The sequence below is a fragment of the Pseudomonas sp. W2Aug9 genome, from assembly GCF_023127755.1.
Classification (GTDB): domain Bacteria; phylum Pseudomonadota; class Gammaproteobacteria; order Pseudomonadales; family Pseudomonadaceae; genus Aquipseudomonas; species Aquipseudomonas synxantha_A.
The window spans coordinates 210,705-236,002 of record NZ_SPKL01000036.1 but is presented as its reverse complement, the minus strand read 5'-3'; the positions used below and the strand labels follow the sequence as shown (position 1 = coordinate 236,002).

The following is a 25,298-nucleotide window of genomic DNA, read 5'->3' as shown; positions in this document are numbered from 1 at the left end:
CCGCCGGTGAGGCCTGCACCGGCTGCCAGCGCGGGCGCACCAATAATGTCGCGGCGGTGGTAGGTGGTACGAGCGCCCTGCCAGGCTGCGCCGGGGGCCGGGCCACGCTGCCAAGCGGCACCAGTTGCGGTGCCCTGGGGATGGGTTCACGGTCGAACGAATAGCCCGGCAAACTGATACGACGGGCAGTACCCGGCGCCACCAGGCGCGCCCAGTCGATCACCTCCCCCGCTCTCCATAACTGGGCTAATTGCGCCCATTTGCTCTCGGCATACCACTGATCAAGCAACGTCAGCGCTGATTCATCTTGACCGAACAAACTCAGGCGGTCGGCGTCCTTGAGCGTCGTGGACTGCACGCCCGGGTGGGCCTCACCGGCACAATAGCGACGCAATGCATCCATGAGGTCGGCAGTCGACGTGGCGATGCAACTCAATCGCGCATTCATGGCCTGGCGGCCCACCTGCAGCGTGTAGGCAATGTCACGCAAGGGCAGCGACGGATTGCGTTCCAGAAACACTAACAAGGTGTCCACTTGTCGTACAAGTGCAGCCTCATGGCGTGCCGAAAGGACAATCAGGTAGTCGGCCCGCACATCTTCGGCGGGTTCGGCACGCACAGGGGCCTGGCGCAGGATCACGTGGGCATTGGCACCGCCGGCACCGAAGGATGACAGGCATGCAATGCGCTCTTGCGCGCCCTCGCCGTCGACGTCCCACGGTTCCAGCGCCTGAGGCACGCGAAAAGGCGAGAGGCTGGCGTCGATATCCGGGTTCATCTGCTGCGAATGCAGCGACGGCGCGATTTGCCCGTGGCGCATCTGCAGGAGGACCTTGCTCAGGCCGGCAATACCAGCCGCAGCTTCAAGATGGCCGATGTTGCTCTTGACCGACCCCAGGCGACAGAAGCCGGTGCGCTCGGTGTCCTGGCGAAACGCCTCGACCAGGCCGCGAAATTCGATGGGATCGCCCAGCGCCGTACCGGTGCCGTGGGCCTCCACATAGGTAACCTGGTCAGCACTGACGCCGGCCCGGTCCAATGCCAGGCGAATCATGGCGCGCTGGGCTTCGGGGTTGGGCACCGTGTAGCCATTGGCTTTGCCGCCATGGTTGACCGCACTGGCGGCGATGACGCCGTGAACCATATCACCGTCCGCCAGCGCGCGTTCCAGCGGCTTTAGCAACAGCGCCCCCACTCCTTCGCCGGGAACAAACCCATTGGCCCCCGCACCGAACGCTCGCGACTTGCCATCGGCGGATAACACGCCCAGTCGTGCGAACTCGGCAAAGGTGGAAGGGTGGGTGTAGGCATTGACGCCACCGACAACCGCCACGGTGCACTCGCCTGCCTGCAAGTGCAGGCAGGCCTCATGCACCGCGGTCAGCGAAGAAGAACAGGCGGTATCCACGGGCAGGCTAGGCCCGGTAAACCCGAAGCGATAAGACACGCGGTTGGCGATCGAAAAAAACGAATCTTTATAGTTATCGTGCCCGGCCTTGGACACTCCCACGAATACGCCGACCTTCTCCTGCTCCAGAGACGCAGGCGTATACCCGGCATCTTCCAGGGCATGCCATGCGCACTGGATGAATTGACGTTCCTTGGGGTGCATGTAGGTAGCTTCGGCCAGGGAAAAGTTAAAGAACATTGGGTCGAAGTCATCCAGGCCTTCGATGAAACCACCCCATTTACCGTAGCTTTTACCCTCTTGGATCGCACGCTGGCGGTCCGCGTTAAAATGCTCGTCAAGGCTCCAGCGTTGCTCGGGCACGGTTTCGATGCAGTCCCCTGCGTTTGCCAGGCAATCCCAGAACGCCGACAAATCCGCTGACTTGGGATATACCCCGGCCATGCCGATTATCGCGATCTGCCCACGCGCGCCCGGACTGGGCAGGTGGTAAGGGGCGGCAATGCGCTGCGCAGGCGCGCAAGCCAGCCAGGCCACCAGTCGCGCCGGCGTAGCGTGCTCGAACAGTACCGCTGGCTCGACCACGATGTCCTGGTCGCGCATATGCCGGCAGAGTTGACGCACCATCATCGAATCAAAACCCAACTCACTGAACTGCGCGTCCAGATCCAGTGATGCCGCAGGCTGTTCCAGCGCTTGGGCCAATGCTTCACGTACCGCTTGCTCGGCGGCGTCCGGGCTCCAGGCTCGGCGCCCTGTACGCGATGTACCAGGAGCCGGATACGCCGCCATGGGTGCAGGCGCGTCATACCAGAACGACTGGGTATCAAAGGGGGTCGTCGGCAGGGGCACCCGTGGTGCGCGGGTGGCCTTCGCCATCGGGCGCTCACCCGCCAGCCAGAGCTCGGCCCAAGGGTCAAGCGCCGCGTCCGTAGGCGCTGCGACGTCCTTGGCGAAGACAACTGCGCCCGTAAGATCGCCCGTGTGTAACTGGGCTAGCACATCGAGCAAGCCTGGGCGCTCCATGGCCACGATGACCACGGCGGCGGCAAATTTCTCGCGCCCGAATTTGAGCGTGTCGCTGACACTTTCCAGGCACAGCGTCGGCTCATCGATCAAGGCCTGGTGCATTTGTGCCGCGAGCAGCGCCAGCAGCGCCGGGGTCGGCGCGCTAAGGGGGAACAGCAATGGGGCCTGACTCGGCACCACACGACCGGGCGCTTGGTGCACGTATTCTTCGACTAGAATGTGTGCGTTGTTTCCGCCTGCGCCATAGGAATGCAAACCCGCCAGGCGCGGGGTAGCCTGGCGTGGCCAATCAACGGTATGGGTAGCGAGCCTGCAAGGCTGTCCGGCGGTATGCAGGTGGAGATTGGGCTGCTCAAAGTCGAGGATTTTATGAATCTTTTCGGTCTGCAAGCTGCGGATGATCTTGAATAGCGCGCCAATGGCTGAAGCGGCATGCATATGTCCGCTCATCGGCTTGAGCGTGCTGATAGCGCACTGGCCTTCCTGCAACTGCACGCCTTGCTCCCGTCCCAAGGCCAGCAAGCCATGATTAAGGGCATCCCACTCAGCGATATCTGCCACGGGGTTGCCCATGCCCTGGGCTTCGATGTAGCTGACGTGGCGTGGATCGATCCCCGCCCGTCGGTAGCAATCCTGTACCAGGCTTGAATGTGCGGACACACTGGGCGCAGCGATTGACGCCGCGTCGCCGCCGTTGTAATTGACCGCCGTATTGCGGATCAGCCCATAAATATGATCGCCGTCGGCCTCAGCCTTCGACAACGGCTTGAGCAACAGGCTGCACACGCCTTCGCCGCGCAGGTAGCCGTCAGCGCCGGCGCCGAAGGATCTCACGGTCGGTTCGGGGCTCATTTGCCCGCTTTGCGACAACGTCACGAACACGTCCGGGCGCAGCAGCAAGTTGCAGGCACCGACGATCGCAGCATTGATCTGGCCACTGCGCAGCGCGGTGACCGCGTGATGAAGCGCGACGGCACCGCCGGCACACATCGCATCGATTCGTTCGCTTGGCCCACGCAGGTCATAGAAATGTGACACCCGGTTAGCGAGCATACTGGCCGCCTGGTCCAGCCCTTCGCCGGGATCAATCTGGGCCTGGAGTAGGTTGAGGTGGTATTCGTTACGCTCGGCGGCGATAAATACACCGGTGGCCGAGCCTTTCCAGTCAGTGTGGCGATAACCGGCGTCTTCAAACGTCTGGCGCACCGACATCAGCAACAAGCGTTGTTGCGGATCCATCTTGCGCGCCTCCGCCGGCAACATGCCAAAAAAGACCGGATCGAATTGATCGATGGCGGGTATAAACCCGCCCCAACGGGTGCGCATTTTCCCTTCTTCAATATTCGATCCGGCGTACCAGGACGTGAAGTCAAAGCGCGTCGCCGGGATCTCCTCGATCAACGAACGATCATCATCCAGCGCCTGCCAGAACTGACGTACGCTAGCCGACTGCGCGACGTTGGCGGACAACCCGATGATCGCCACCGGTTCAGGAAAGGACGGGGCAGGCTGGGCCTTGAGCGAGGCATTGATGGCGGCGGCGAGGCGAGCTTTCTTGCGTTCGATATTCACTGTGCTGACCGCTCCTGGAACGAGGCTACGAGTTGTTCAAGGTAGGGCAAGGACTGATGCACCACGGCGTAGTCCACGCCGAAATCCATCAGGCAGGCAATCTCATCGACGCCGGTCTCAAGCACTTGGCCGACTCGATACCGAACCTCATCGACCGTACCGAACAACGCGCCGGTTTCGTAATACCGCTCAAATGCGTATTGCAGGACGTTTTCCTGCTCTGTGGCATCCAGGGGACGACCGTCAGGCGTCGCCCGTGCTTTCATGTGGGCTACCAGTGAGCTGCGGATATAGTCTTTGAACGGTGCTTCGACGGCTCGGCGAACCCAGGCGCTATCGGGCCCGACCAGGGTATGCAGCATAAGGGTGACGCGCCCGGAAGCCGGGTCGAATCCCGCATCGCGGCGCGCTTGGCGATAAAGCCCAATTTTTTCGGCCAGGTCCGGCAGGTCAATGCCGTACAACATCGTGAAGACGTTGAAACCCGCCTTGCCAGCGGCAATGAACGACTCTGTATTCTGCGCTACCAGGATCCAGACATTCAGGCTGGTCTGTAGGGGTCGGGGAAAGGTGACGACCGACACTGGATCGCCACCAGGCCCCGGGAATGAAAGGCGCTCACCCGCCCATAAGCGACGTACCTGCTCAATGCGTTGCCACATCACCTCGCGCCGGTCCTCGTAGGCGTGCGGCGCCAAGAGAAAATCAGGCCGGCTCCAACCTGAGCCGAACCCAAGGTCTACCCTTCCGCCAGAGAGTACATCGTTCATCGACCAACTTTCGACCACGCGCGCCGGGTGATGCAGGGGCAAACTGATGCCTGCGGTGCGAAAACGAATGTGTCGGGTTTGGGGGATGAGTGACGCCGCCATTACTGCGGAATCGGGGTAAATCGCGCCAAACTCGTGGAAATGACGCTCAGGAAAATACACGGCCTCAAAACCCTGCGCATCGCCAAACAACGTCAACGACCGAGCGAACTCATATTTCTCGCTGGCGCTGATGTCTTCGCGCACATCGGAAAAAAACAACAGGCTGAAGGCAGGCTGACGCGGCGCACGCGCAGCGTTCGTCACACCCAGGCCGAGTAATTGTTCAACTGACATGTCTTGAGGCCTCTTGTAGATACATCGGGTTCACGCCACCACAGACGGTCGGCTGAAACACTGTTCCAGTTCGAAGAACTGCGGCTTCATAAACGCCAGGGGGCCACGTAACTTGTCCAGCTCCTCTCGGGGCCCATGCACTTCATAGCGAACAATTGAAGCCAGGTGAAACGCCTCGGAATTCAGCTCAGCGATATTGACCAAGTGGTTCAAAAGCCCTTGGGCATCGCTGTAGACCTCCCGGCAATGGCCTTGGGTGCCATTGAAGCTGAAACCGTAGTACAGGCATCCGGGCTCTTTAGAGGTCTTTTCGATAAACACGGCGCAATACGCCTTGAACGCTTCAAGGTGACGTTCGGGGATTTCGAAATAAGGCATGGCCATGCAGGTGCGATTCATCTTCGGCCGTTCCGTTAGAACCAATGTCCACGAGACCTTACCGCAGCAAGACGAACTGGCACTCCTATCAGCACTTAGGATTGACAAGGTTCTTCAATAGGGATAAAGGCTGCGCACGAACCCTGGAGGCGTGACGATTGACAGCGCAGGATTGGCGACCCAAATAAGACGATGAGGACGCTAGGATGGGCGAGCGAACGCTATGGTTGGAGAGGAACGGCGAGAAAAAATCCGGGCACAAAAAAAGCGGCCAATGGCCGCTTTGTTCGTAGTTTCCAGGTGTTCAGTGGGCCTGGAAGCAAAATATGGCGCAGCGGACGGGACTCGAACCCGCGACCCCCGGCGTGACAGGCCGGTATTCTAACCGACTGAACTACCGCTGCGCGTAACACTTGAAGCGAATGGTGGGTGATGACGGGATCGAACCGCCGACCCTCTGCTTGTAAGGCAGATGCTCTCCCAGCTGAGCTAATCACCCTTCGTTTCGGTGTGGGCGCATCATACACCAAAAAATCGTAATGTCTTGATTTAAATGCAATTTATTTAAAAAAAGTTCCGCGTACGATTTTTTGCCATATTCCGGACAAAGAAAAGCCCGCGATTAAGCGGGCTTTCTGTGGTGACCTGGCGTTCAGCGTTCCAGGTGACCGAATATGGCGCAGCGGACGGGACTCGAACCCGCGACCCCCGGCGTGACAGGCCGGTATTCTAACCGACTGAACTACCGCTGCGCGTAACACTTGAAGCGAATGGTGGGTGATGACGGGATCGAACCGCCGACCCTCTGCTTGTAAGGCAGATGCTCTCCCAGCTGAGCTAATCACCCTTCGTTTCGGTGTGGCGCGCATTCTACGTAGCGACCCCATGTCTGGCAAGCACTTTCTTAAATCTTTTTTTTCAGCCCTTCCAATGGCTTAGGCAGGGTTGGCCTACGGCGTGATCAAGAGAATAATGCCCCCCTTTGTATAGAGGAGAGACTCACCCCATGTGGTTCAAGAACCTGCTTATCTATCGCCTGACCCAAGATCTGCCTGTTGATGCCGAGGCGTTGGAAGCGGCCATGGCCACCAAGCTGGCGCGCCCGTGTGCAAGCCAGGAGTTGACCACTTACGGTTTCGTTGCACCCTTCGGTAAAGGTGAAGACGCTCCCCTGGTTCACGTCAGCGGAGATTTTTTGCTGATCGCCGCGCGCAAGGAAGAACGCATCCTGCCAGGTAGCGTGGTGCGTGACGCACTGAAAGAGAAAGTCGAAGAGATCGAAGCCGAGCAAATGCGCAAGGTCTATAAGAAGGAGCGCGACCAGATCAAGGATGAAATCATCCAGGCCTTCCTGCCGCGTGCCTTTATTCGTCGCTCGTCGACCTTTGCTGCGATCGCGCCGAAACAGGGCCTGATCCTGGTCAACTCGGCCAGTCCCAAGCGTGCTGAAGATCTGCTGTCGACCTTGCGTGAAGTGATCGGCACCCTGCCCGTCCGTCCGCTGACGGTAAAAACCGCACCGACCGCAATCATGACCGACTGGGTCACTACCCAGAAACCGGCCGATGACTTCTTCGTCCTCGACGAATGCGAACTGCGCGACACCCATGAAGACGGCGGCATCGTGCGCTGCAAGCGCCAGGACCTGACCGGCGAAGAGATCCAACTGCACCTGACCACCGGCAAGGTCGTGACCCAACTGTCCCTGGCGTGGCAGGACAAGCTGTCCTTCATGCTCGATGACAAGATGACCGTCAAACGCCTGAAATTCGAAGACCTGCTGCAAGACCAGGCGGAACAGGACGGCGGCGACGAAGCCCTGGGCCAACTGGATGCCAGCTTTACCTTGATGATGCTGACCTTCGGTGAGTTCCTGCCGGCGTTGGTGGAAGCGCTGGGCGGGGAAGAAACCCCACAGGGCATCTAAACAACACCGATCCAATGTGGGCACGGTCAGTGTGGGAGCTGGCTTGCCTGCGATAACGGAGTGTCAGCCAGAGTAGTGCCGACTGATACACCGCTATCGCAGGCAAGCCAGCTCCCACATTTGATCGCGTCGCCCTATTCAACACTCTAATAACAAGGACATCCCCATGCGTGCACTCGCTGCCTTGAGCCGCTTCGTCGGCAATACCTTCGCCTACTGGGTGTTGATATTTGCCGTGCTCGCCTTCCTCGAACCCAGCTGGTTCATCGGCCTGAAAAGCGCCATCGTCCCGCTGCTGGGCCTGGTGATGTTCGGCATGGGGCTGACCTTGAAACTTGAAGACTTCGCCGAAGTCGCTCGCCATCCATGGCGCGTGGCCTTGGGCGTGGTCGCGCATTTTGTGATCATGCCGGGCGTGGCATGGTTGTTGTGCCAGGTCTTTCACCTGCCGCCGGAAATTGCCGTCGGCGTGATCCTGGTCGGCTGCTGCCCAAGCGGCACCTCGTCCAACGTGATGACCTGGCTGGCCCGCGGCGACCTGGCGTTGTCGGTGGCGATTGCCGCCGTCACCACCCTCCTCGCCCCACTGCTCACACCTGCGTTGATCTGGCTACTGGCCTCGGCCTGGCTGCCGGTATCGTTCATGGAGCTGTTCTGGTCGATCCTGCAAGTGGTGCTGCTGCCGATTGTGTTCGGCGTGGTGGCGCAACGGGTGCTGGGCGAGCGGGTTCGTCATGCGGTGGACGTGCTGCCGCTGGTGTCGGTGGTCAGTATTGTGATCATCGTCGCGGCCGTGGTTGCCGCAAGCCAGGCGAAGATCGCCGAATCGGGCCTGCTGATCATGGCGGTGGTGATGCTGCACAACAGCTTCGGTTACCTGCTGGGCTACTTCACCGGGCGCTTGTTCAAGTTGCCGCTGGCGCAACGCAAGTCGTTGGCGTTGGAAGTCGGTATGCAGAACTCCGGGCTGGGTGCCGCGCTGGCCAGTGCGCACTTTTCGCCGCTGGCGGCGGTTCCCAGTGCGTTGTTCAGTGTCTGGCACAATATTTCCGGCGCATTGCTGTCGACTTATTTCCGCCGCATGAGCGAGAAAGAAGACCGCCGCGCATTGGAAACCGCTCCGTAAACTTGATCGCCTGATCCATTTTCGGCACTCTACCAAGCTTCGCGAGGACGACCTCGCGACGCTATCAAGCGCTTACCAGGGGACGACCCCACTTTGTAGAAGCGAGGTCATCATGTCCTGGATCATTCTGTTTTTTGCCGGGTTGTTTGAAGTTGGCTGGGCCGTCGGCCTGAAATACACCGACGGTTTCAGCAAGCCACTGCCCACCGCCCTGACGATTGCCGCCATGGCCGTCAGCCTTGGGTTGCTGGGGCTGGCCATGAAAGAGCTGCCGCTGGGCACCGCCTATGCCATCTGGACAGGCGTAGGTGCCGTGGGCACTGTGATTGCCGGGATTATCCTGTTTGGGGAGTCCATGGCGTTGTTTCGGTTGGCGAGTGTGGCGTTGATTATTTGCGGGCTGATTGGGCTCAAAATTTCCACTTAAGCCACTACGCTATCGCAGGCAAGCCAGCTCCCACATTTGACTGTATTCACAATTCAAAAGGTGGGAGCTGGCTTGCCTGCGATGAGGCCCTGACAAACAACGAAAACTACCTGACACTCCCCCGCAAACCACCCACTACTGCCTGCAACTGCACAGGCGTTGCCGTCTCCACAGCAATCGGCTCCCCAGCCACCAACACCACCCGCGACCAGATCCGATGAAAGAAGCCCTTGTGCGGATCGCGACTGAAGAAACTCCCCCACAGCCCCTGCAACGCCATCGGAATCACCGGCACCGGTGTCTCCTCCAGAATGCGCGTCACCCCACCACGAAATTCATTGATCTCGCCATCGGCTGTCAGCTTGCCTTCCGGGAAGATGCACACCAACTCACCTTCCTTCAGATACTGGGCAATCCGCGCGAACGCCTGTTCGTAGATCTGCATATCTTCATGGCGCCCGGCAATCGGAATCGCCCCGGCGGTGCGGAAGATAAAGTTGAGTACCGGCAAACGGTAGATCTTGTAGTACATGACAAAGCGAATCGGCCGACGCACCGCGCCGCCGATCAACAGCGCATCGACAAACGACACATGGTTGCACACCAGCAACGCCGCGCCTTCATCCGGAATAGCCTCCAGGTTGCGATGCTCCACGCGGTACATGGAATGGCTGAGCAGCCAGATCATGAAGCGCATGGTGAATTCGGGGACGATCCTGAAGATGTAGGTGTTGACCGCAATATTGAGCAGCGACACCACCAGGAACAACTCGGGGATCGACAGCTTGGCCACGCTCAACAGCAGGATCGAAACGATGGCCGAGACCACCATGAACAATGCGTTGAGAATGTTGTTGGCCGCGATGACCCGAGCCCGTTCGTTCTCGGCAGTGCGCGATTGGATCAGCGCATACAGCGGCACAATATAGAAGCCACCGAATACGCCCAGGCCGAGGATATCGAACAACACCCACCAGGCCTGGCCGTAGCTGAGCACCGCGAGCCAATCGTTGGCCTGGACGTTCTGCGGGAAGCCGCCGGAGTGCCACCACAGGAGCAGGCCGAACACCGTCAGGCCAAACGAGCCGAACGGCACCAGGCCGATTTCCACCTTACGCCCGGAAAGCTTTTCGCAGAGCATCGAGCCCAGGGCGATGCCCACGGAGAAAACTGTGAGGATCAGGGTCACCACGGTTTCGTCGCCGTACAACCACTCCTTGGCGTACGCCGGGATTTGCGTGAGATAGATCGCACCGACAAACCAGAACCACGAGTTGCCGACAATGGAACGCGACACCGCCGGCGTCTGCCCCAGGCCCATGCGCAACGTCGCCCAGGACTGGGTGAAGATATTCCAGTCCAGGCGCAGTTGCGGCGTCGAAGCCGCCGCGCGCGGGATGCTGCGGCTGGCAAGGTAGCCCAGCACCGCCACGCCGACAATCGCCACCGCCACCACCGGCGCGTAATGGGTGGAAGACATCATGATCCCGGCACCAATGGTGCCGGCCAGGATCGCCAGGAACGTGCCCATTTCCACCAGGCCGTTACCGCCGACCAGCTCGTCGTCGTGCAATGCCTGAGGCATGATCGAGTACTTCACCGGGCCGAACAGCGCCGAGTGGGTGCCCATGGCAAACAGCGCCAACAGCATCAATTCAAGATGATTGGTCAGGAAGCCCGCCGCGCCGACGGCCATGATCACGATCTCGCCGATCTTGATCGCACGGATCAACGCGTCCTTGTTGAATTTCTCGCCAAACTGCCCGGCCAGTGCCGAGAACAAAAAGAACGGCAAGATAAACAACAAGGCGCACAGGTTGACCCAGATAGAGCGGTCGCCCTCGATGCTGAGCTTGTAAAGGATGGCCAGGATCAGCGATTGCTTGAAGATGTTATCGTTGAACGCGCCCAGCAACTGGGTGATGAAAAACGGCAAGAAACGCCGTGTGCGCAGCAAGGTGAATTGGGAAGGATGGCTCATCGTCGTCCGTGTTCCTGCGTGGCCTTTATTTATCAGGCCACGACTTTACCTAATCCTGCTTACTTATTCGCTAGTCCTGCAATGCAGGGCGAAACAAAAAGCTCGCCTTTATAAGCCCCCTGCACGGTGCGCTTGGCCACGATCAGCCACATCAACGCCAACGCCACCACCAGCGCACTGCCGAAGATGCTGAAGAACCCCAAATGCAACACGTTCGCCAGTTTCAGCGTGGCCAAGGCGTAAACCCCCAGCGGGAAGGTGAAGCCCCACCAGCCCAGGTTGAACGGGATCCCGGCGCGCAGGTAACGCAGGGTGATCAGCACGGCGATCAACATCCACCACAGGCCAAAACCCCATAGGGTGATACCTGCAATCAGGCCCAGGCCATGGGCCATTTCACCGACATTCTCCAGGCCATTGGCGGCGAAGATCGCTGGCGCATCACCCCCCAACAGCAACATGCCCAAGGCACCGGTACCAATCGGCCCCAGCGCCAACCAGCTCGACGCCGCCATATTGGCGTGGGGCAATTTATGCAAGGCCATGCGCAGCATCAGGATGGTCAGGATGCTGAACGCCACCGGCAGGGAAAACGCCCATAGTACGTAGCTGGTCACCAGCATCACCAGTTGCGCATGGGCATCGGCCAGGTGCGGCGCGAGCAAGCCGCCGCTGGCCGCCGCCACTTCTGCCGCCACCACGGGCAACAGCCAGACGGCGGTCATCTGGTCGATGCTGTGCTCCTGGCGGGTGAACATCATGAACGGGATGAGTACGCCGCAGGCCAGGGACATGGCCACGTCCAGCCACCACAGGGCTTCGGCCAACGGGATGACATCACTGCCCCAACGTGGCAGGCCGAACAACAGCAATCCGTTGAGAATGGTCGCCAGCCCCATGGGGATGGTGCCGAAGAACATCGAAACCGTGGAGTGCCCGAAAATGCGCCGCGCCTCGTGGAAAAACATCACCCAACGGGCGGCATACAACACGCTGAACAACACGAACAGGCCGATGGTGAACATCCACAGGCCTTCAGCGACAGCGTGCAAGCCTGGCAAAGTGACCGGCAACTGAGCCAGGGCCAGCGCCAGCACCCCGGTGCCCATGGTGGCGGCAAACCAGTTCGGGGTGAACTGGCGAATCACTTCCCGGGGACGGGTCAGGTGGCTGAAAGGTTTGTAACGGTGGGTGGTCGAGCAGGTCATGATTTGTTCCTCTTCCTCGCATGAGGTTGAGGTCATGGTAGAACCTGAATGAATATCTATATAACGGGTAATATCTCTAACTGTTATCTACTTTATAGATATTTGCCATATCTACGCCGCTGCCCGGCCCCGGGCAGAGCCCTGCCACAACTGCCCGCCAAGAGCCCCCAACGCCAACAGAATAAGGACCGCAGCGTAGCCATCGGTGGTGACGACGAGGCCAAACTCCCGGCTCAGATTGCCCGCCACCAACGCCGGTACGCAGAATGCCAGGTAGCTCAGTACATAGAATGCCGACATCAACCCCGCGCGCTCATGGGGCAACGCCAACCCGACGATACTGCGCACGCTGCCCATAAAGCCGCCGCCGAAACCAAAGCCGGCGATCACACTGGCGACAAAGAACAACCGCAGGCTGGCCGTCTGTACGGCAACCAGCAACAGCCCCATGCCGACGGCCAGCAGCGCCGCCGACAGGCGCATGACCTTGTCAGCCGCACGGTTGCGCAGGCTGTAGATCATGACCGCGCCACTTAACGTGACCACCGCGACCAGCCCCCCGCCGATCAAATGCGAGGTCGACCCGGTGGCGACCCGCACCAGCGAAGGCGCCAAAGAAGAAAAGAACCCACCCAGCGCCCATACCGCCACATTCAACGGCATCGCCAACCACAAGGCCCGACGCGCTTGCGGTGGCACATGCAGGGTGGGCGCCAGGGACTTCAAGGCCCCCGGTATACGACTGACCGTCTCGGACAACCGCCAGACATACACGGCCTGCAGCACCATCAAACCCAGCAGAGTGAGATAGATCAATTGCGTCGGCCGTGGCGCGTACTCCACCAGCAAACCGCTACCCAGCCCGCCACTGGCCATGCCCAGCATCGGCGCAAGGCTGTTGAGCATCGGGCCGCGCACCCGGTCAGTATCGAGCAGCGTCGCACTCAGCACCGCTGTGGCAGTACCGGTCGCAAAACCCTGTAATGCACGTGCAGCGAGCAGATAGGCCGTACTGTCCGCGTTGATAAACAGCAGCATCGCTACGATATTCAGCAGCAACGCGGCAAAGATCACCGGCTTGCGCCCCAGGTAATCGGAAAGCGAACCCACCGTCAGCAGCGCCGCCAACAGGCTTAGGGCATAGACGCCAAAGATAGCCGTCAGCATCGCGGCCGAAAAATGCAGGTTGTCCTGATACACCTGGTACAACGGCGTCGGCGCGCTGGAGGCGGCGAGAAAGGTCAACACTGTGATCACGAGGAACGTCAGGCTGGACCGCTGGGAATTGACGCTGATCATGGCACACTCCGCTAAAGCTAATATTTTGCTTTTGTGGAGTGTGCTACTCGCTGGCGCTTAAAGCAAATTCTTTGTGTTAAGGTTTTACCCATGGCAATCAAAGAAGGCCTCCGCCCGGGGGGCCGTAGTGCCCGGGTACAAGAATCCGTCCACAGGGCGGTGCGCCAATTGCTGGAAACCCATGAGCGTTCCGGTGTCACCGTGCCAATGATTGCGGCGTGCGCAGGCGTCACGCCGTCGACCATTTACCGGCGCTGGGGCGACCTGTCAGTACTGCTCGCCGACGTCGCCCTGGCACGTATGCGCCCCGATACCGAACCGGCCAACACCGGTAGCCTGCGCGGCGACCTGCAAGCCTGGGCTGAGCAATATCTGGATGAGATGAGTTCGGACGTTGGGCGCAATATGATGCGCGACGTGCAAAGCAGCCCGACGCCGGGGTATTGCGTGAGCATCCTGAGCGGGCAGTTGCAGGTGATGGTTGATCGCTATCCGCTATCAGCGCCACCGAGCGTGGACCGGCTGATCAACCTGCTCGCGGCGCCGACGGTGTTTCGTATTCTGTTTTCGGCCCAGCCTTTGGCGGTTGAAGAACTGCATGCCCTGATAGAGCTGGCCCTGAAAAACTAAAAACCTACACAAACCAAATGTGGGAGGGGGCTTGCTCCCGATAGCAGTGGTTCAGTCACACATGCAGTGACTGAAAGATCGCTATCGGGAGCAAGCTCCCTCCCACATTTTTACTGCATTAAGCTCAGTACTTATGTACGCATCCCGCGCCCACTCACCAGCAGCCGCGCACAACCGATATACAGCACCACGGTCGCCACGATCATAAAGGTGATCGCTACGCTGATCTTGATATCCGACACGCCCAGAATGCCGTAGCGGAAGGCGTTGACCATATGCAGCACCGGGTTGGCCAGCGACACGGTCTGCCAGAACGGCGGCAGCAAGGTAATGGAATAAAACACCCCGCCCAGGTAGGTCAACGGCGTCAGCACGAACGTCGGGATGATCGAAATATCATCGAAGTTGCGCGCGAACACGGCGTTGATAAAGCCCAGCAGCGAGAAAATCGTCGCCGTGAGCACCACCACCAGAATGGTGACCCCAAGGTGATGCACTTGCAGGTGGGTAAAGAACAGTGACAGCAGCGTCACGATCACCCCGACCATCAGGCCACGCAGCACACCGCCCAGCGTATAGCCGATCAGGATGGTGTGCGGTGACACCGGCGAGACCATGAGTTCTTCGATGGAGCGCTGGAACTTGCTGCCGAAGAAACTGGAGACCACGTTGCCGTAGGAGTTGGTGATCACCGACATCATGATCAGGCCCGGCACGATGTACTCCATGTAGGTGAAACCACCCATGTCGCCAATCTGCCGGCCAATCAGGTTACCGAAGATCACAAAGTACAGAACCATGGTGATCGCCGGCGGCAGCAGGGTCTGCGGCCAGATCCGGGTAAAACGTTTCACTTCGCGATAAACGATGGTTTGCAGCGCGACAAGGTTAGGTTGCAGTTCGGAACTCATACCGCCACCTTCGCCAGATTTTTCTCCACCAGGGACACAAACAACTCCTCAAGGCGATTGGTTTTGTTACGCAGGCTCAACACTTCGATGTTCTGAGTCGCCAGCTGGGTGAACAGCGCGGTGATGCCCATGGCTTTGTCCACCTGCACCTCCAGGGTGTGGCTATCTACCAGGCGGCTTGGGTAACCCAGCAGGTGCGGCGCCACCGACAGATTGTTCTTCAGGTCGAGCAGGAAGGTTTCCACATGCAACTGGCCCAGCAGGTTGCGCATGCTGGTGTTCTCGACAATGGTGCCGTGGTCGATGATGCCGATGTTGCGGCACAACTGCTCAGCCTCTTCCAGGTAATGGGTGGTGAGGATGATGGTGATGCCTTTCTCGTTCAGCTCGGTGAGGAAGGTCCACATCGAGCGACGCAGTTCGATGTCCACGCCTGCAGTGGGTTCGTCGAGGATCAGCAGGCGCGGCTCATGCACCAGCGCACGGGCGATCATCAGGCGCCGCTTCATGCCGCCGGACAACGAGCGCGAAGGCACATCGCGCTTGTCCCACAGGCCCAGTTGGGTCAGGTACTGCTCGGCGCGTTCCTTGGCGATTTTCGCCGGGATGCCATAATAGCCAGCCTGGGTCACAACAATGTCGAAGGTCTTTTCGAACTGGTTGAAATTGAATTCCTGGGGCACCACACCGATGGAGCGCTTGAGCGCCGCCGGGGACTTGTCCAGGTCGTGGCCGAAGATGTTCACCGTGCCGCTGGTCTTGTTGACCAGGGTGGAGAGAATGCCGATGGTGGTGGATTTGCCGGCGCCGTTGGGGCCGAGCAAGGCGAAGAAATCACCTTCGGCGACGTCCAGATCGATACCACTCAGGGCCTGGAAACCGTTGCCGTAGGTTTTGGTTAGCTGCCGGATGGACAGAGCGGAACTCATATCGGAATACGCACCAAAGAAGGGAATAGAAAGAATAGATGAGGGCGCAGCGCAGGTAGTTCAACCGACGATGCAATGCGTGCATGGTGCTTGCCCATGCCGCACAAGTACAGTCACCCGTATTAATAGTGTGTATTAAGTCAACGCGGTCATCACCGCTTTGCGATACGCCGGGCGCTGTTGCAGGCGCTGGTACCAGGCCTCCAGATGGGGCATTGCCGGCCGCTCGATGGGCATCTCGAACCAGGCATAGATGAAGCAACCCAGAGGGATATCACCCATGCCGAACGCCTGACCGGACAGGTAGGGTTGCTCGGCAAGGGCCTGTTCGACGGTTTTGAGCGCGTCGATACAGGCTTGGCGCCCGGCATTGATACTGTCCCAGTTTTGCCTGTCAGCCGGGGTGCGCACGATCCCCCAGAACACCGCCTTGAACGGGTCGGCGAGCGTGGAGGTGGTCCAGTCCATCCACTTTTCGGCATTGGCCCGGGCTTGCAGGTCGCTGGGGTAGAAGTCCGATGCCTGTTTGGCGCACAGGTAGCGCACGATGGTGTTGGATTCCCACAGCACAAAATCGCCATCTTCGATCATCGGCACCCGGCCATTGGGGTTCAGGGCCCGATATTGCGGGGTGTCGACCACACCAAAAGCCCCGCCCGCATCAATTGCCTCATAGTCCAGGCCGAGTTCCTCGGCGCACCACAGTGCTTTCCTGACGTTTGATGAATTTTTACGACCCCAGATTTTCAGCATGACCGCGCCTTATTGTGGATGAACTTGGCTGGATGAAGGCAGCAGCATACGCCGGATCAGCCACGGCTTAAATCGTCCTGCAGATCGCCCAGCAGGGTCGGTGCATTGTCGGCAAACAAGTGCGGGTAACACTGCCGGATATGCGCGAAAAAGAATGCCTCGGGGACGTCAACAAATTGCCCGTGATCCATCACATATTCCATTGAGCGACGGCCCTGGCGATTGAACGCGTGGAAGACACTGTCATGCAAGCCATCGAATTCCAGTGGCGGCACATCAAACACGTCGCACAGTTGCTGATTGAACGCCGGAGTCGCTTTGACCCAGCGGCCGTTCAGGTACAGTTCGGTATAACCGTGCATGGCGAACACGTCACTTTTGAGCAGGGCAAGCAGGCGCGGTGTGGACAGGTGGTTGCGCACGTCTGCCAAGCCAATGCGCGCGGGGATGCCACAGTGACGGGCGCAGGCGGCCAGCAAGGTGGCCTTGGGCACGCAATAGCTTTCGCCGGCAGCCAGTGCGAAGCTGGCATTCAATGTGTTGGGGTCGCGGCTGAAGGTGTAGGGGTTGTAGCGAATCGCCTCACGTACGGCGTAATAAAGACTGACTGCCTGGTCACTTAAATCCGTGCGGGTTCCGCGATGTTTTTCGGCGAACTCCACCACCGCAGGGTGGTCACTATCGATGAAGCGGCTGGGACTCAAGTACGCATTCATAAGCTTGATCTCCGAAGTGAGCCTGGAGTTTAACGACAGGCCTGCCACAGAGATAACGACGATTACGCCAAATGTCGGCGCCTGCTGATGGGTATCCCCAGTACAACTTGTAACACCCTGATCACCCGGCTTGTTCGGATGCGGACTAAGCTCCCTGGTGGTTTCGCCCCTGGTTTCACGGAGGATTGCATATGCTGTTGTTGTGGATACTGGTGCTGGTGGTCGGCATTGCCTACCTGGCACACCGCCGAACTGCCCCCCTGCCCGCCCTGGGCGTGGTCGCCGTCTACCTGCTGGCGATGGGCGCCTGGAGCCACGCGCCGGGCTGGCTGCTGCTGATCTTCTGGGTGCTCATCGCCGTGGTGGCCGCGCCGTTGCTGCTGCCTGACCTGCGCCGCCAATACTTCACCAAGCCGCTGTTCAGCTGGTTTCAGAAAGTACTGCCACCGATGTCCGAGACCGAACGCGATGCGATCGATGCCGGCACCGTCTGGTGGGACGGCGAACTGTTCAGCGGGCGCCCCGACTGGGATAAATTGCTGGCCTACCCCAAGGTTCAATTGACCGAAGAAGAACAGGCGTTCATCGACGGCCCCACCGAAGAACTCTGCGCCATGGTCAGCGACTGGGAGATCGGTCAAGCCATGGACCTGCCGCCAGCGGCCTGGGAGCACATCAAGACCCACGGATTCTTCGCCCTGATCATTCCCAAGGAGTATGGCGGCAAGGGCTTCTCTGCCTATGCGCACTCTCAGGTTGCGATGAAGCTTGCGACCCGCAGCGGTGACCTTGCGTCCACCGTGATGGTCCCCAATTCCCTGGGCCCGGCCGAGTTGCTGCTGCACTACGGCACCGAAGAACAACGCAACCACTACCTTCCGCGCCTGGCGCGTGGCGACGACATCCCGTGCTTCGCCCTCACCGGCCCGCTGGCCGGTTCCGATGCAGGCGCCATGCCCGACACCGGGGTGATCTGCAAAGGCGAATGGCAAGGCAAGGAAACCCTCGGACTGCGTCTGAACTGGGAAAAACGCTACATCACCCTTGGCCCGGTCGCGACCTTGCTCGGCCTGGCGTTCAAGGCTCATGACCCAGACCACCTGCTGGGCGAAGAAGAAGACCTGGGCATCAGCCTCGCGCTGATTCCAACCGATACGCCCGGCGTAGAAATAGGCCGTCGTCACCTGCCCCTCGGCGCTGCCTTCATGAACGGCCCCAACTCCGGCAAGGACGTGTTCATTCCCCTGGAATACCTGATCGGTGGCCAGGAAATGCTCGGCAAAGGCTGGATGATGCTGATGAACTGCCTGTCGGTAGGCCGCTCGATCTCCCTGCCTGCCGTCGGCACCGGCGCCGCCAAGTTCACCAGCCTGGTGACCGGGCAATACGCGCAGGTGCGCGAGCAGTTCAATGTGCCACTGTCAGCCTTCGAAGGTATCCAGGAAGCCTTGGCGCGCATCGGCGGCAATGCCTGGCTGATGGACAGCGCGCGTATGCTCACCGCCAATGCCGTTGACCTGGGGGAGAAGCCCTCGGTGTTGTCGGCGATCCTCAAATATCACCTCACCGAGCGTGGCCGCGAGTGCATCAGCCACGCCATGGATGTGCACGGTGGCAAGGGCATCATCATGGGGCCTAACAACTACCTGGGCCGCAGCTGGCAAGGTGCGCCGATCTTCATCACCGTGGAAGGCGCGAATATTCTCTCGCGCAACCTGATGATCTTCGGCCAGGGTGCAATTCGCTGCCATCCTTTCGTGCTCAAGGAGATGGCCCTGGCCGGTCGCGAAGACCATGACCAGGCGTTGAAAGAGTTCGACGGCCTGCTAATGCAACACATCGGTTTTGCCGTGAGCAACGCCGCCAGCACCCTGGTGCTGAACCTGGGCTTCGGCCATTTCGAAAAAGCCCCCGGCAACCGTTTGAGCCAGGGCTACTTCCGCGCCCTGAACCGCCAGGCGGCTGCATTTGCCCTGCTGGCCGACCTGAGCATGATGCTGCTGGGTGGTGAGCTCAAGCGCCGCGAACGCCTGTCCGCCCGCCTGGGTGATGTACTGAGCCATATGTACCTGGCGTCCGCAGCGCTCAAGCGTTATCACGACCTGGATTCGCCAGACCATCTGGAGCCGCTGTTTGCCTGGGCCATGGAAGAGAGCCTGGGTGAATCGGAACGCGCACTGGATGAACTGCTGAGCAACTTCCCGAACAAGATACTCGGCTGCCTGCTGCGGGTGATCGTATTCCCGTTCGGGCGTCGGCATACCGGGCCCTCCGATGCACTGGATGCCGAAGTGGCGGCGGTAATCGGTCGTGCCAAGGGCGACCCGACCCTGGAAGAACTGCTAGCCGGGTGCTATCGACCGCAAGCGGCGGAAGATCCAGTAGGCGCTCTGCAACATGCCTACGATTTGCTCGGCGCCAGCCATCCGTTGCAGAAAAAACTGCATACCGCGCTTAAAAGCGGGCAGGTCAAACCGACTGCCGGTGAGTCTGCCATCGATGCCGCCTTGCATGCCGGCGTGCTGCAACCAGGTGAAGCGCAAACCCTGCGCGATGCCGAAGCGGCACGGCGCAAGGTGATTGACGTGGATGATTTCAGCAAGGAAGAGCTGATGCAGGTTGAGGGTAAAGTCCGCTGATACCGGCGGTCATATAAAAACGGGCGCGAGAGGCATATACTCTCGCGCCCGTTTTTGCTTTAGAGGACTTATCTCGTGTCCAACGTCGTTGCCGATCATCTCGTCTTGCTCGACCACTTGCGCAGCATCCTGGTTGCCGTCGGCGAAGCCGAACAGGTACCCGAGGAAAGCCACTCGCTGTTCCTGGAGCGTTTCGACGAACTGCGCGCCCTGTTGCCGATCGATCCGATCGAAAGCCAGTACCTGGGCCAGGACCTGATGAGCCAGGTCATCCTGCGCTACCCGCAAATCGCCCACTTGGTGCCACGCGACCTGCTGTGGTTCTTTGGCGGCGACTGCCTGCACTTCATGCCCGACGAAGAACTGGACCTGTACCAGGCCCTGGAAGAACGTCGCTATGAGGCCGAACAGAACGACGAACCGTTCGACTGGAACCAGGAAAAGCAACTGCTGGCCATGCCCCAGGACCAGAGCAAGCACTGACTTTTCAAGCACTGAGATTCAAATGTGGGAGGGGCTTGCCCCCGATAGCAGTGGGTCAGTCAATGTAAAGGTGACTGACAGACCGCTATCGGGGGCAAGCCCCCTCCCACATTTAGCTTTGGCTCCTTGGCCATGCACTCCACCAGATAATCGATAAACACCCGCAACTTCGGCGGCAAGTACCGCGTTGGCGAATGCAGCAACCACGCCTCGCCATGGTAAGACGCAATAAAGTCCCACGCTGGCAACACTTGCACCAACTGGCCCGCCGCCAACGCATGCCGCGCCGTGAAATACGGCAAGCTGCCAATCCCCACATGCTGCAATACCGCATCCAACCGCACCCCAGTGTGGTTCGCTGCATAACGCCCGCGTACGCCAACCGTCACCGCCTTGCCGGCCTGGCGAAATTTCCAACGTGAATCGCCGGGCGTTTCCCCCAGGTAAATGCAACTGTGCTCGAGCAAATCATGAGGATGGCTTGGGGTGCCATGCTCGGCCAGGTACTGCGGCGTCGCGCACAGCAGGTGTTCGATGGGCAATAGCTGGCGCCCGACCAGGCCGGGAGGTGGACTGTCAGTGATACGAATGCTCAAGTCGACATTGTCGTCGATCAGGTCCACATGCCGATCTTCAAGGATCAATTGCACATCCACCTTGGGGTAGCGCCGCAGAAATTCCGGCATATGCGGATGCACCACGAACCGCCCCACCGCCTTGGGCACGCTGACCCGTACCAGGCCCTCGGCTTCATCGGTGAACTGGCCGCTGATTTCCATCACCGAGCGGGCCGCGCTGACCATCTCCTGGCAACGCTTGAACACCTCTTCACCGCCCTCGCTCAGGCGCAATTTGCGCGTTGTGCGTTGCAGCAAGCGCGTGGCCAGGGCTTGCTCCAGGCGTGAAATGCTGCGGCTCACCGCCGAGGGGGAGACGCTCAGTTGCCGCGCCGCTTCGGAGAAGCTGCCGGTTTCCACGACCTTGACGAAAATCGCCATTTCACCCAACAACGGCAAAGGAAGATTGATGCTCATGACGCACAGGTCCATTGATAATTGAGCGGATTATCACTCATCTGCGCACTATTTATACTGCCCACAGAACCCTGATGCGGATGTAGACCATGACCGAGCGCCTGTTTTTTACCCATGACCACCTGACAGCCGAGCTGGAAGTGCTCAGTTGCACCCCGCACGAAGAGCAATTCGCCGTGATTGCGCAGTCGACGATTTTTCATCCCCAAGGCGGCGGCCAGCCGTTCGACACCGGCTGGCTCGGCGATAGCCAGGTACTGCGGGTCGTGCAGGAAGCCGAACAGGTGGTGCATTACGTCGACCGGCCTCTGGAACCTGGACCGGTCATTGCACGAGTCGACGCACAGCGTCGAGCCTTGCACAGCCGCTTGCATTCGGCGGGCCATTTGATCGGCAACGCCGGCGAACGTCTGGGCTGGATGCCGATCAAGGCCCACCACTGGCCGGGCGAAGGCAAGATCACCTTTATCCGTGGCCAAAGCGCGCAAGACATGGATGCGCAAACGCTCCAGCAATGGGTCAACCAATGGATCGCCGCTGACTATCCACGGCATATGACGCTGGATGAAGGCACCCGCGAAGTCGGCTTCGGTGAATTGCCGGCTTACGCCTGTGGCGGCACTCATGTGCAAGCGTTGAGCGAGCTGGGCCAGGTGACGATCCTGGCGCTATCGGAGAAAAAGGGCGCATTGTCGGTGCGCTATGAAATTGAAACTAATGTGGGAGGGGGCTTGCTCCCGATAGCGGGGTGTCAGTCAGCTTACCTGTAACTGATCCACCGCTATCGGGAGCAAGCCCCCTCCCACAGTGGACCGATGCGCCACAGAGAAATAGGCTAGACGGCAATCGCCCCTGCCCTGCCCGGCTCGACCACGAACGACTTCAACGTCGACACCGTCGCCGCCGGGTCACGCGGGTCACTGATCGCCCGAAAATTCGTCAACATGCTGTCGGCCGCCAACTCCACCGACACATACCCGCGCTGGCGGCTGTCGAAGAACTTCACATGGGGGTTAAGCGGCATGATCTTCATGAACGCGTCATAGGGCGGGCCGTCAGAGGTCACCGACGAGCCAACGAACTCGGTGGCAACCACCGCCGAGTCCGGATTGTCGGCGTTAGCATGCAGGTCAGTGGCCCAGAACGAATGAATGTCCCCGCCCCAGAACACCGGGTTCTTCACGCGATTGCGCACAATCGACGCCAGCATCCGTGAGCGGTTAGCCATGTAGCCATCCCACCCATCGGTCCAGCGCCCCGGCTTGTGGTTGGTGAGATCGCGCTGGATCAGCGGCGCCACCAGCAAATCCTGGGCGATCACATTCCATTGCGCCTTCGACTGGGCAAAACCCTGGTCCAGCCAGGCTTCTTGTTGCCAGCCGAGCAACGTGCGGGCGGGGTCGCGCAAGTTGCTGCAAGGGGTGGTGACAACATGCCCCTGGTGGCTGCCATTGGCTGCGATGCACGGTTGCTCGGAACGATACTGACGCCCGTCGAGCACATGGAAACGTACAAGCCGACCGTAGTCCAGACGTCGATAAATACGCATGTCCGCGCCCTTGGGCACGCTACTGGCGCGCAAGGGCATGTGTTCGTAAAACGCCTGGTAAGCCGCCGCCCGTTGCTGGAGAAACTGCGCCACCGCAACCTTGGGATCCTGGGACCAGCGGTTGGCATAGTCATTCTGCACTTCATGATCGTCCCAGGTCGCCACGCTGGGTGCGGCGGCGTGCAGGGCTTGCAGGTCCGGATCGGTCTTGTACAACGCGTAGCGGTTGCGATAGTCGCTCAGGCTTTGCGCATTGCCACTGCCGTGGGCACGAAAAACCTTGCCAGAATCCGCCGCGTAGGAGCTGTCGTAAATATAGTCGCCGAGGAAAAACACCAGGTCGGGCTGCTCCGCGGCAAGGTGTCGGTAGGCACTGAAGTAACCGCGCTCCCAGTGCGAGCACGACACAAACCCCAGCCGGGCCGATGCCATGGCCTGCAGCGGCGGCATCGTGCGGGACTGGCCCACCTGGCTCTGCGCACCGAGCCCTTCAAACTGGTACCAATACGGCCGATCCGCCGCCAGCCCCGCCACTTCGACATGCACTGCGTGAGCGAAACGCTGCGTCGCCAGCACCTCCCCCTGCCTCACAATACGCGTCATCGCCGCATCGCTGGCCACCCGCCAACGCACTGGCACTGAGCGACTCAGGCCGCCACGGCCATCCGCGGCGTTGAACAACGGCGCCAGGCGCGTCCATATCACAAAGCCATCCGGCAACGGGTCGCCGGAAGCCACGCCGAGGGTGAACGGATAATCCACCCCGGCACTGCGCGCAAACGGGCTGAGGATCGAAAACGCGGTAGCGACCGCCAGCCCGCCAAGTATCCGGCGCCGGTCGTGGTCTACCCCGCCGCTCACAGACAGCGCTCCCAGTCGTCACGCACGGCGGCAAACCCGAGCAAGTCCTCATACACGCCGTTCTTTAGAAACGCCTGGCGCATGCAGCCTTCATAGCGCAGGCCGATCTTTTCCATGACCCGCGCCGATTCCTTGTTGCGACCAAAGCACTGGCTGCCCACGCGCTGCAAACCCAGCTCGCCGAAGCCGAAGTCCATCACCGCGCTTGCCGCTTCTGCCGCGAACCCCTGGTTACGGCAGTGCGCCGCCACCCAGCCCCCCAAGTGCCCATAGTGATGACGAGCATTGATGCGCAGGCTGACCATGCCAATCAACTCGTGTGTGCCCAGCACATGCATCCCCAGGTTCAGCAGTTCACCAGTGCGGTATTTATCGGCAATCCCTGCAATAAAATCCTCGGCGGTTTCCAGAGTGTAGGGCGATGGAATATTCGCCGTGTTGTCGGCAATTTTCGGGCCGTTGGCGAGCGTGAAAAGCAACTGGGCCTGGTGCATTTCCAGTGCTCGCAACAGCAGCCGCGGGGTAGTCAATTGAGGCAATGCTGTGTCCATGGAAGCTGGCTCTCAAGATAAATTTCTCAAGCATGTACGCCCCGAGTGTCAGTTTCATTACGTGCCAAAACTGACCGGTAAGTTTTCTGAAAGACCCGTCCTAGAGCCTTCAAACCGTCAATTAAAGTTAACCATTCGGTCATTTTTGCTTGCTAGCGTGTTGCCCCTAATTCAATAACGGGGTAACGGAATGAGAACCTGGGACGAACCCAAGAAACGCAAGGCGCACATCGAACTGATCCCGATGATCGACGTGATGATGTTCCTGCTGGTGTTTTTCGTACTGGTGAGCCTGAACGTGATTCCCGCGCTCGGCATGAAGACCCAATTGCCCAGCGCCAGCAGCTCGCAGCAGCTCAAACCGCAAAACAAATTCATCCTTACCCTGGGCCTGGAAGGCCAGTTGCAACTGGACGGCAAGGACCTGACGGTGGATGCCCTGGTGCCGGCCTTGAAGGCGGCCGAGAAGCCCGACACCAAGTCGACGATCATCGTCAACAGCGACAAAGGCGTAGAGGTTTCGCGCCTGGTGGAAGTGATGGACACCCTGCGCCTGGGTGGCTTCACCTCCGTGTCCATTGCTACGCGTAAGTCTTGATCATGTACGTTCTGTTTCGTGCGCGTCAGCTGCTGGGCAGTGTCCCGGCCCTGATCGCCCTGGTGCTGATTGCACTGGGTATCCAGTCCCAGACCTTGAAGGTCGAGCCGGTGTATGACGAGTCGGCGGTCGAATTGGCCTTGGTCGAGCCGGAACCGGAAGTCATACCGGAACCGGTGGTGG

General features: G+C 59.8%; 21 protein-coding genes, 4 tRNA genes and 1 pseudogene. 9 read left to right on the top strand and 17 right to left on the bottom strand.

What is annotated here, in order from left to right:
- The 7 genes from E3O56_RS24590 to E3O56_RS24560 form a co-directional block, all read right to left on the bottom strand.
- Window positions 1–4,009 (bottom strand): beta-ketoacyl synthase N-terminal-like domain-containing protein (locus E3O56_RS24590; RefSeq protein WP_248129118.1); only part of this gene is annotated, 4,009 nt, incomplete at its 3' end.
- Window positions 4,006–5,115, bottom strand: coding sequence for a MupA/Atu3671 family FMN-dependent luciferase-like monooxygenase (locus tag E3O56_RS24585; protein WP_032877031.1), 1,110 nt, complete (start codon window positions 5,113–5,115; stop codon window positions 4,006–4,008). The genes E3O56_RS24585 and E3O56_RS24590, both read right to left, overlap by 4 nt.
- Window positions 5,116–5,145: 30 nt before the next feature.
- The gene (locus E3O56_RS24580) at window positions 5,146–5,514 is read right to left on the bottom strand and encodes a hypothetical protein (protein ID WP_032877032.1); all 369 of its coding nucleotides are present in this window, start codon (window positions 5,512–5,514) and stop codon (window positions 5,146–5,148) included.
- Window positions 5,515–5,820: 306 nt separating this feature from the next.
- Window positions 5,821–5,897, bottom strand: a tRNA-Asp gene (locus E3O56_RS24575).
- 19 nt (window positions 5,898–5,916) lie between these two features.
- Window positions 5,917–5,992: transfer RNA gene (locus tag E3O56_RS24570), tRNA-Val, on the bottom strand.
- A 176-nt stretch (window positions 5,993–6,168) separates the two neighbouring features.
- Window positions 6,169–6,245 (bottom strand) — tRNA-Asp (locus E3O56_RS24565).
- A 19-nt stretch (window positions 6,246–6,264) separates the two neighbouring features.
- A tRNA-Val gene (locus tag E3O56_RS24560) sits at window positions 6,265–6,340 on the bottom strand.
- Between the two features lie 159 nt (window positions 6,341–6,499).
- On the opposite strand from E3O56_RS24560, the gene rdgC reads away from it, so the two are divergent.
- From rdgC to sugE, 3 genes are all read left to right on the top strand, one after another.
- Window positions 6,500–7,420 (top strand): recombination-associated protein RdgC, encoded by a 921-nt coding sequence (gene rdgC, locus E3O56_RS24555; RefSeq protein WP_003172886.1) that lies wholly within the window; start codon window positions 6,500–6,502, stop codon window positions 7,418–7,420.
- Between the two features lie 166 nt (window positions 7,421–7,586).
- Window positions 7,587–8,546: a bile acid:sodium symporter family protein gene (locus E3O56_RS24550; RefSeq protein ID WP_248129117.1), complete on the top strand. Its 960-nt coding sequence runs from the start codon at window positions 7,587–7,589 to the stop codon at window positions 8,544–8,546.
- A 112-nt stretch (window positions 8,547–8,658) separates the two neighbouring features.
- Entirely contained in the window at window positions 8,659–8,973 is a 315-nt protein-coding gene (gene sugE, locus E3O56_RS24545; RefSeq protein ID WP_010211634.1) for a quaternary ammonium compound efflux SMR transporter SugE, read from the top strand.
- Window positions 8,974–9,079: 106 nt separating this feature from the next.
- On the opposite strand, the gene E3O56_RS24540 is transcribed toward sugE, so the two are convergent.
- From E3O56_RS24540 to E3O56_RS24530, 3 genes are all read right to left on the bottom strand, one after another.
- Window positions 9,080–10,954: an MFS transporter gene (locus E3O56_RS24540; RefSeq protein ID WP_248129116.1), complete on the bottom strand. Its 1,875-nt coding sequence runs from the start codon at window positions 10,952–10,954 to the stop codon at window positions 9,080–9,082.
- Window positions 10,955–11,013: 59 nt separating this feature from the next.
- Complete coding sequence (locus tag E3O56_RS24535; RefSeq protein ID WP_032877036.1) at window positions 11,014–12,162, bottom strand: TDT family transporter; 1,149 nt, start codon at window positions 12,160–12,162, stop codon at window positions 11,014–11,016.
- 111 nt (window positions 12,163–12,273) lie between these two features.
- Window positions 12,274–13,461, bottom strand: coding sequence for an MFS transporter (locus E3O56_RS24530; protein ID WP_103735113.1), 1,188 nt, complete (start codon window positions 13,459–13,461; stop codon window positions 12,274–12,276).
- A gap of 90 nt (window positions 13,462–13,551) precedes the next feature.
- Here E3O56_RS24530 and E3O56_RS24525 point away from each other — a divergent pair, with 90 nt between their 5' ends.
- Window positions 13,552–14,091 carry a TetR/AcrR family transcriptional regulator gene (locus tag E3O56_RS24525; protein ID WP_032877039.1) on the top strand — a complete coding sequence of 180 codons (540 nt, stop codon included), beginning with the start codon at window positions 13,552–13,554 and terminating at the stop codon, window positions 14,089–14,091.
- Window positions 14,092–14,222: 131 nt separating this feature from the next.
- On the opposite strand, the gene E3O56_RS24520 is transcribed toward E3O56_RS24525, so the two are convergent.
- From E3O56_RS24520 to E3O56_RS24505, 4 genes are all read right to left on the bottom strand, one after another.
- On the bottom strand, window positions 14,223–15,002 hold the full coding sequence (locus E3O56_RS24520) for an ABC transporter permease (protein ID WP_005786689.1): 780 nt from the start codon (window positions 15,000–15,002) through the stop codon (window positions 14,223–14,225).
- On the bottom strand, window positions 14,999–15,931 hold the full coding sequence (locus E3O56_RS24515) for an ABC transporter ATP-binding protein (protein ID WP_032877040.1): 933 nt from the start codon (window positions 15,929–15,931) through the stop codon (window positions 14,999–15,001). The genes E3O56_RS24520 and E3O56_RS24515 overlap by 4 nt, the downstream gene beginning before the upstream one ends.
- Before the next feature lie 135 nt (window positions 15,932–16,066).
- Window positions 16,067–16,684, bottom strand: coding sequence for a glutathione S-transferase (locus tag E3O56_RS24510; protein WP_248129115.1), 618 nt, complete (start codon window positions 16,682–16,684; stop codon window positions 16,067–16,069).
- A 56-nt stretch (window positions 16,685–16,740) separates the two neighbouring features.
- Window positions 16,741–17,400 (bottom strand): transglutaminase family protein, encoded by a 660-nt coding sequence (locus E3O56_RS24505; RefSeq protein ID WP_216090979.1) that lies wholly within the window; start codon window positions 17,398–17,400, stop codon window positions 16,741–16,743.
- A gap of 191 nt (window positions 17,401–17,591) precedes the next feature.
- On the opposite strand from E3O56_RS24505, the gene E3O56_RS24500 reads away from it, so the two are divergent.
- Window positions 17,592–20,039 (top strand): acyl-CoA dehydrogenase, encoded by a 2,448-nt coding sequence (locus E3O56_RS24500; protein ID WP_248129114.1) that lies wholly within the window; start codon window positions 17,592–17,594, stop codon window positions 20,037–20,039.
- A gap of 75 nt (window positions 20,040–20,114) precedes the next feature.
- Entirely contained in the window at window positions 20,115–20,522 is a 408-nt protein-coding gene (locus tag E3O56_RS24495) for a PA2817 family protein (protein ID WP_003190109.1), read from the top strand.
- Between the two features lie 59 nt (window positions 20,523–20,581).
- On the opposite strand, the gene E3O56_RS24490 is transcribed toward E3O56_RS24495, so the two are convergent.
- Window positions 20,582–21,556, bottom strand: coding sequence for a LysR family transcriptional regulator (locus tag E3O56_RS24490; RefSeq protein ID WP_050549327.1), 975 nt, complete (start codon window positions 21,554–21,556; stop codon window positions 20,582–20,584).
- An 89-nt stretch (window positions 21,557–21,645) separates the two neighbouring features.
- On the opposite strand from E3O56_RS24490, the gene E3O56_RS24485 reads away from it, so the two are divergent.
- Window positions 21,646–22,326, top strand: coding sequence for an alanyl-tRNA editing protein (locus tag E3O56_RS24485; protein WP_248129113.1), 681 nt, complete (start codon window positions 21,646–21,648; stop codon window positions 22,324–22,326).
- Window positions 22,327–22,391: 65 nt separating this feature from the next.
- On the opposite strand, the gene E3O56_RS24480 is transcribed toward E3O56_RS24485, so the two are convergent.
- Both E3O56_RS24480 and E3O56_RS24475 read right to left on the bottom strand, forming a co-directional pair.
- Complete coding sequence (locus tag E3O56_RS24480; RefSeq protein ID WP_248129112.1) at window positions 22,392–23,966, bottom strand: alkaline phosphatase D family protein; 1,575 nt, start codon at window positions 23,964–23,966, stop codon at window positions 22,392–22,394.
- On the bottom strand, window positions 23,963–24,517 hold the full coding sequence (locus E3O56_RS24475) for a GNAT family protein (RefSeq protein WP_148852256.1): 555 nt from the start codon (window positions 24,515–24,517) through the stop codon (window positions 23,963–23,965). The genes E3O56_RS24480 and E3O56_RS24475 overlap by 4 nt, the downstream gene beginning before the upstream one ends.
- Before the next feature lie 190 nt (window positions 24,518–24,707).
- On the opposite strand from E3O56_RS24475, the gene E3O56_RS24470 reads away from it, so the two are divergent.
- Window positions 24,708–25,115 (top strand): biopolymer transporter ExbD, encoded by a 408-nt coding sequence (locus E3O56_RS24470; protein WP_005786670.1) that lies wholly within the window; start codon window positions 24,708–24,710, stop codon window positions 25,113–25,115.
- A gap of 2 nt (window positions 25,116–25,117) precedes the next feature.
- Window positions 25,118–25,298 (top strand): annotated as a pseudogene (locus E3O56_RS24465) (energy transducer TonB); the annotation flags it as partial.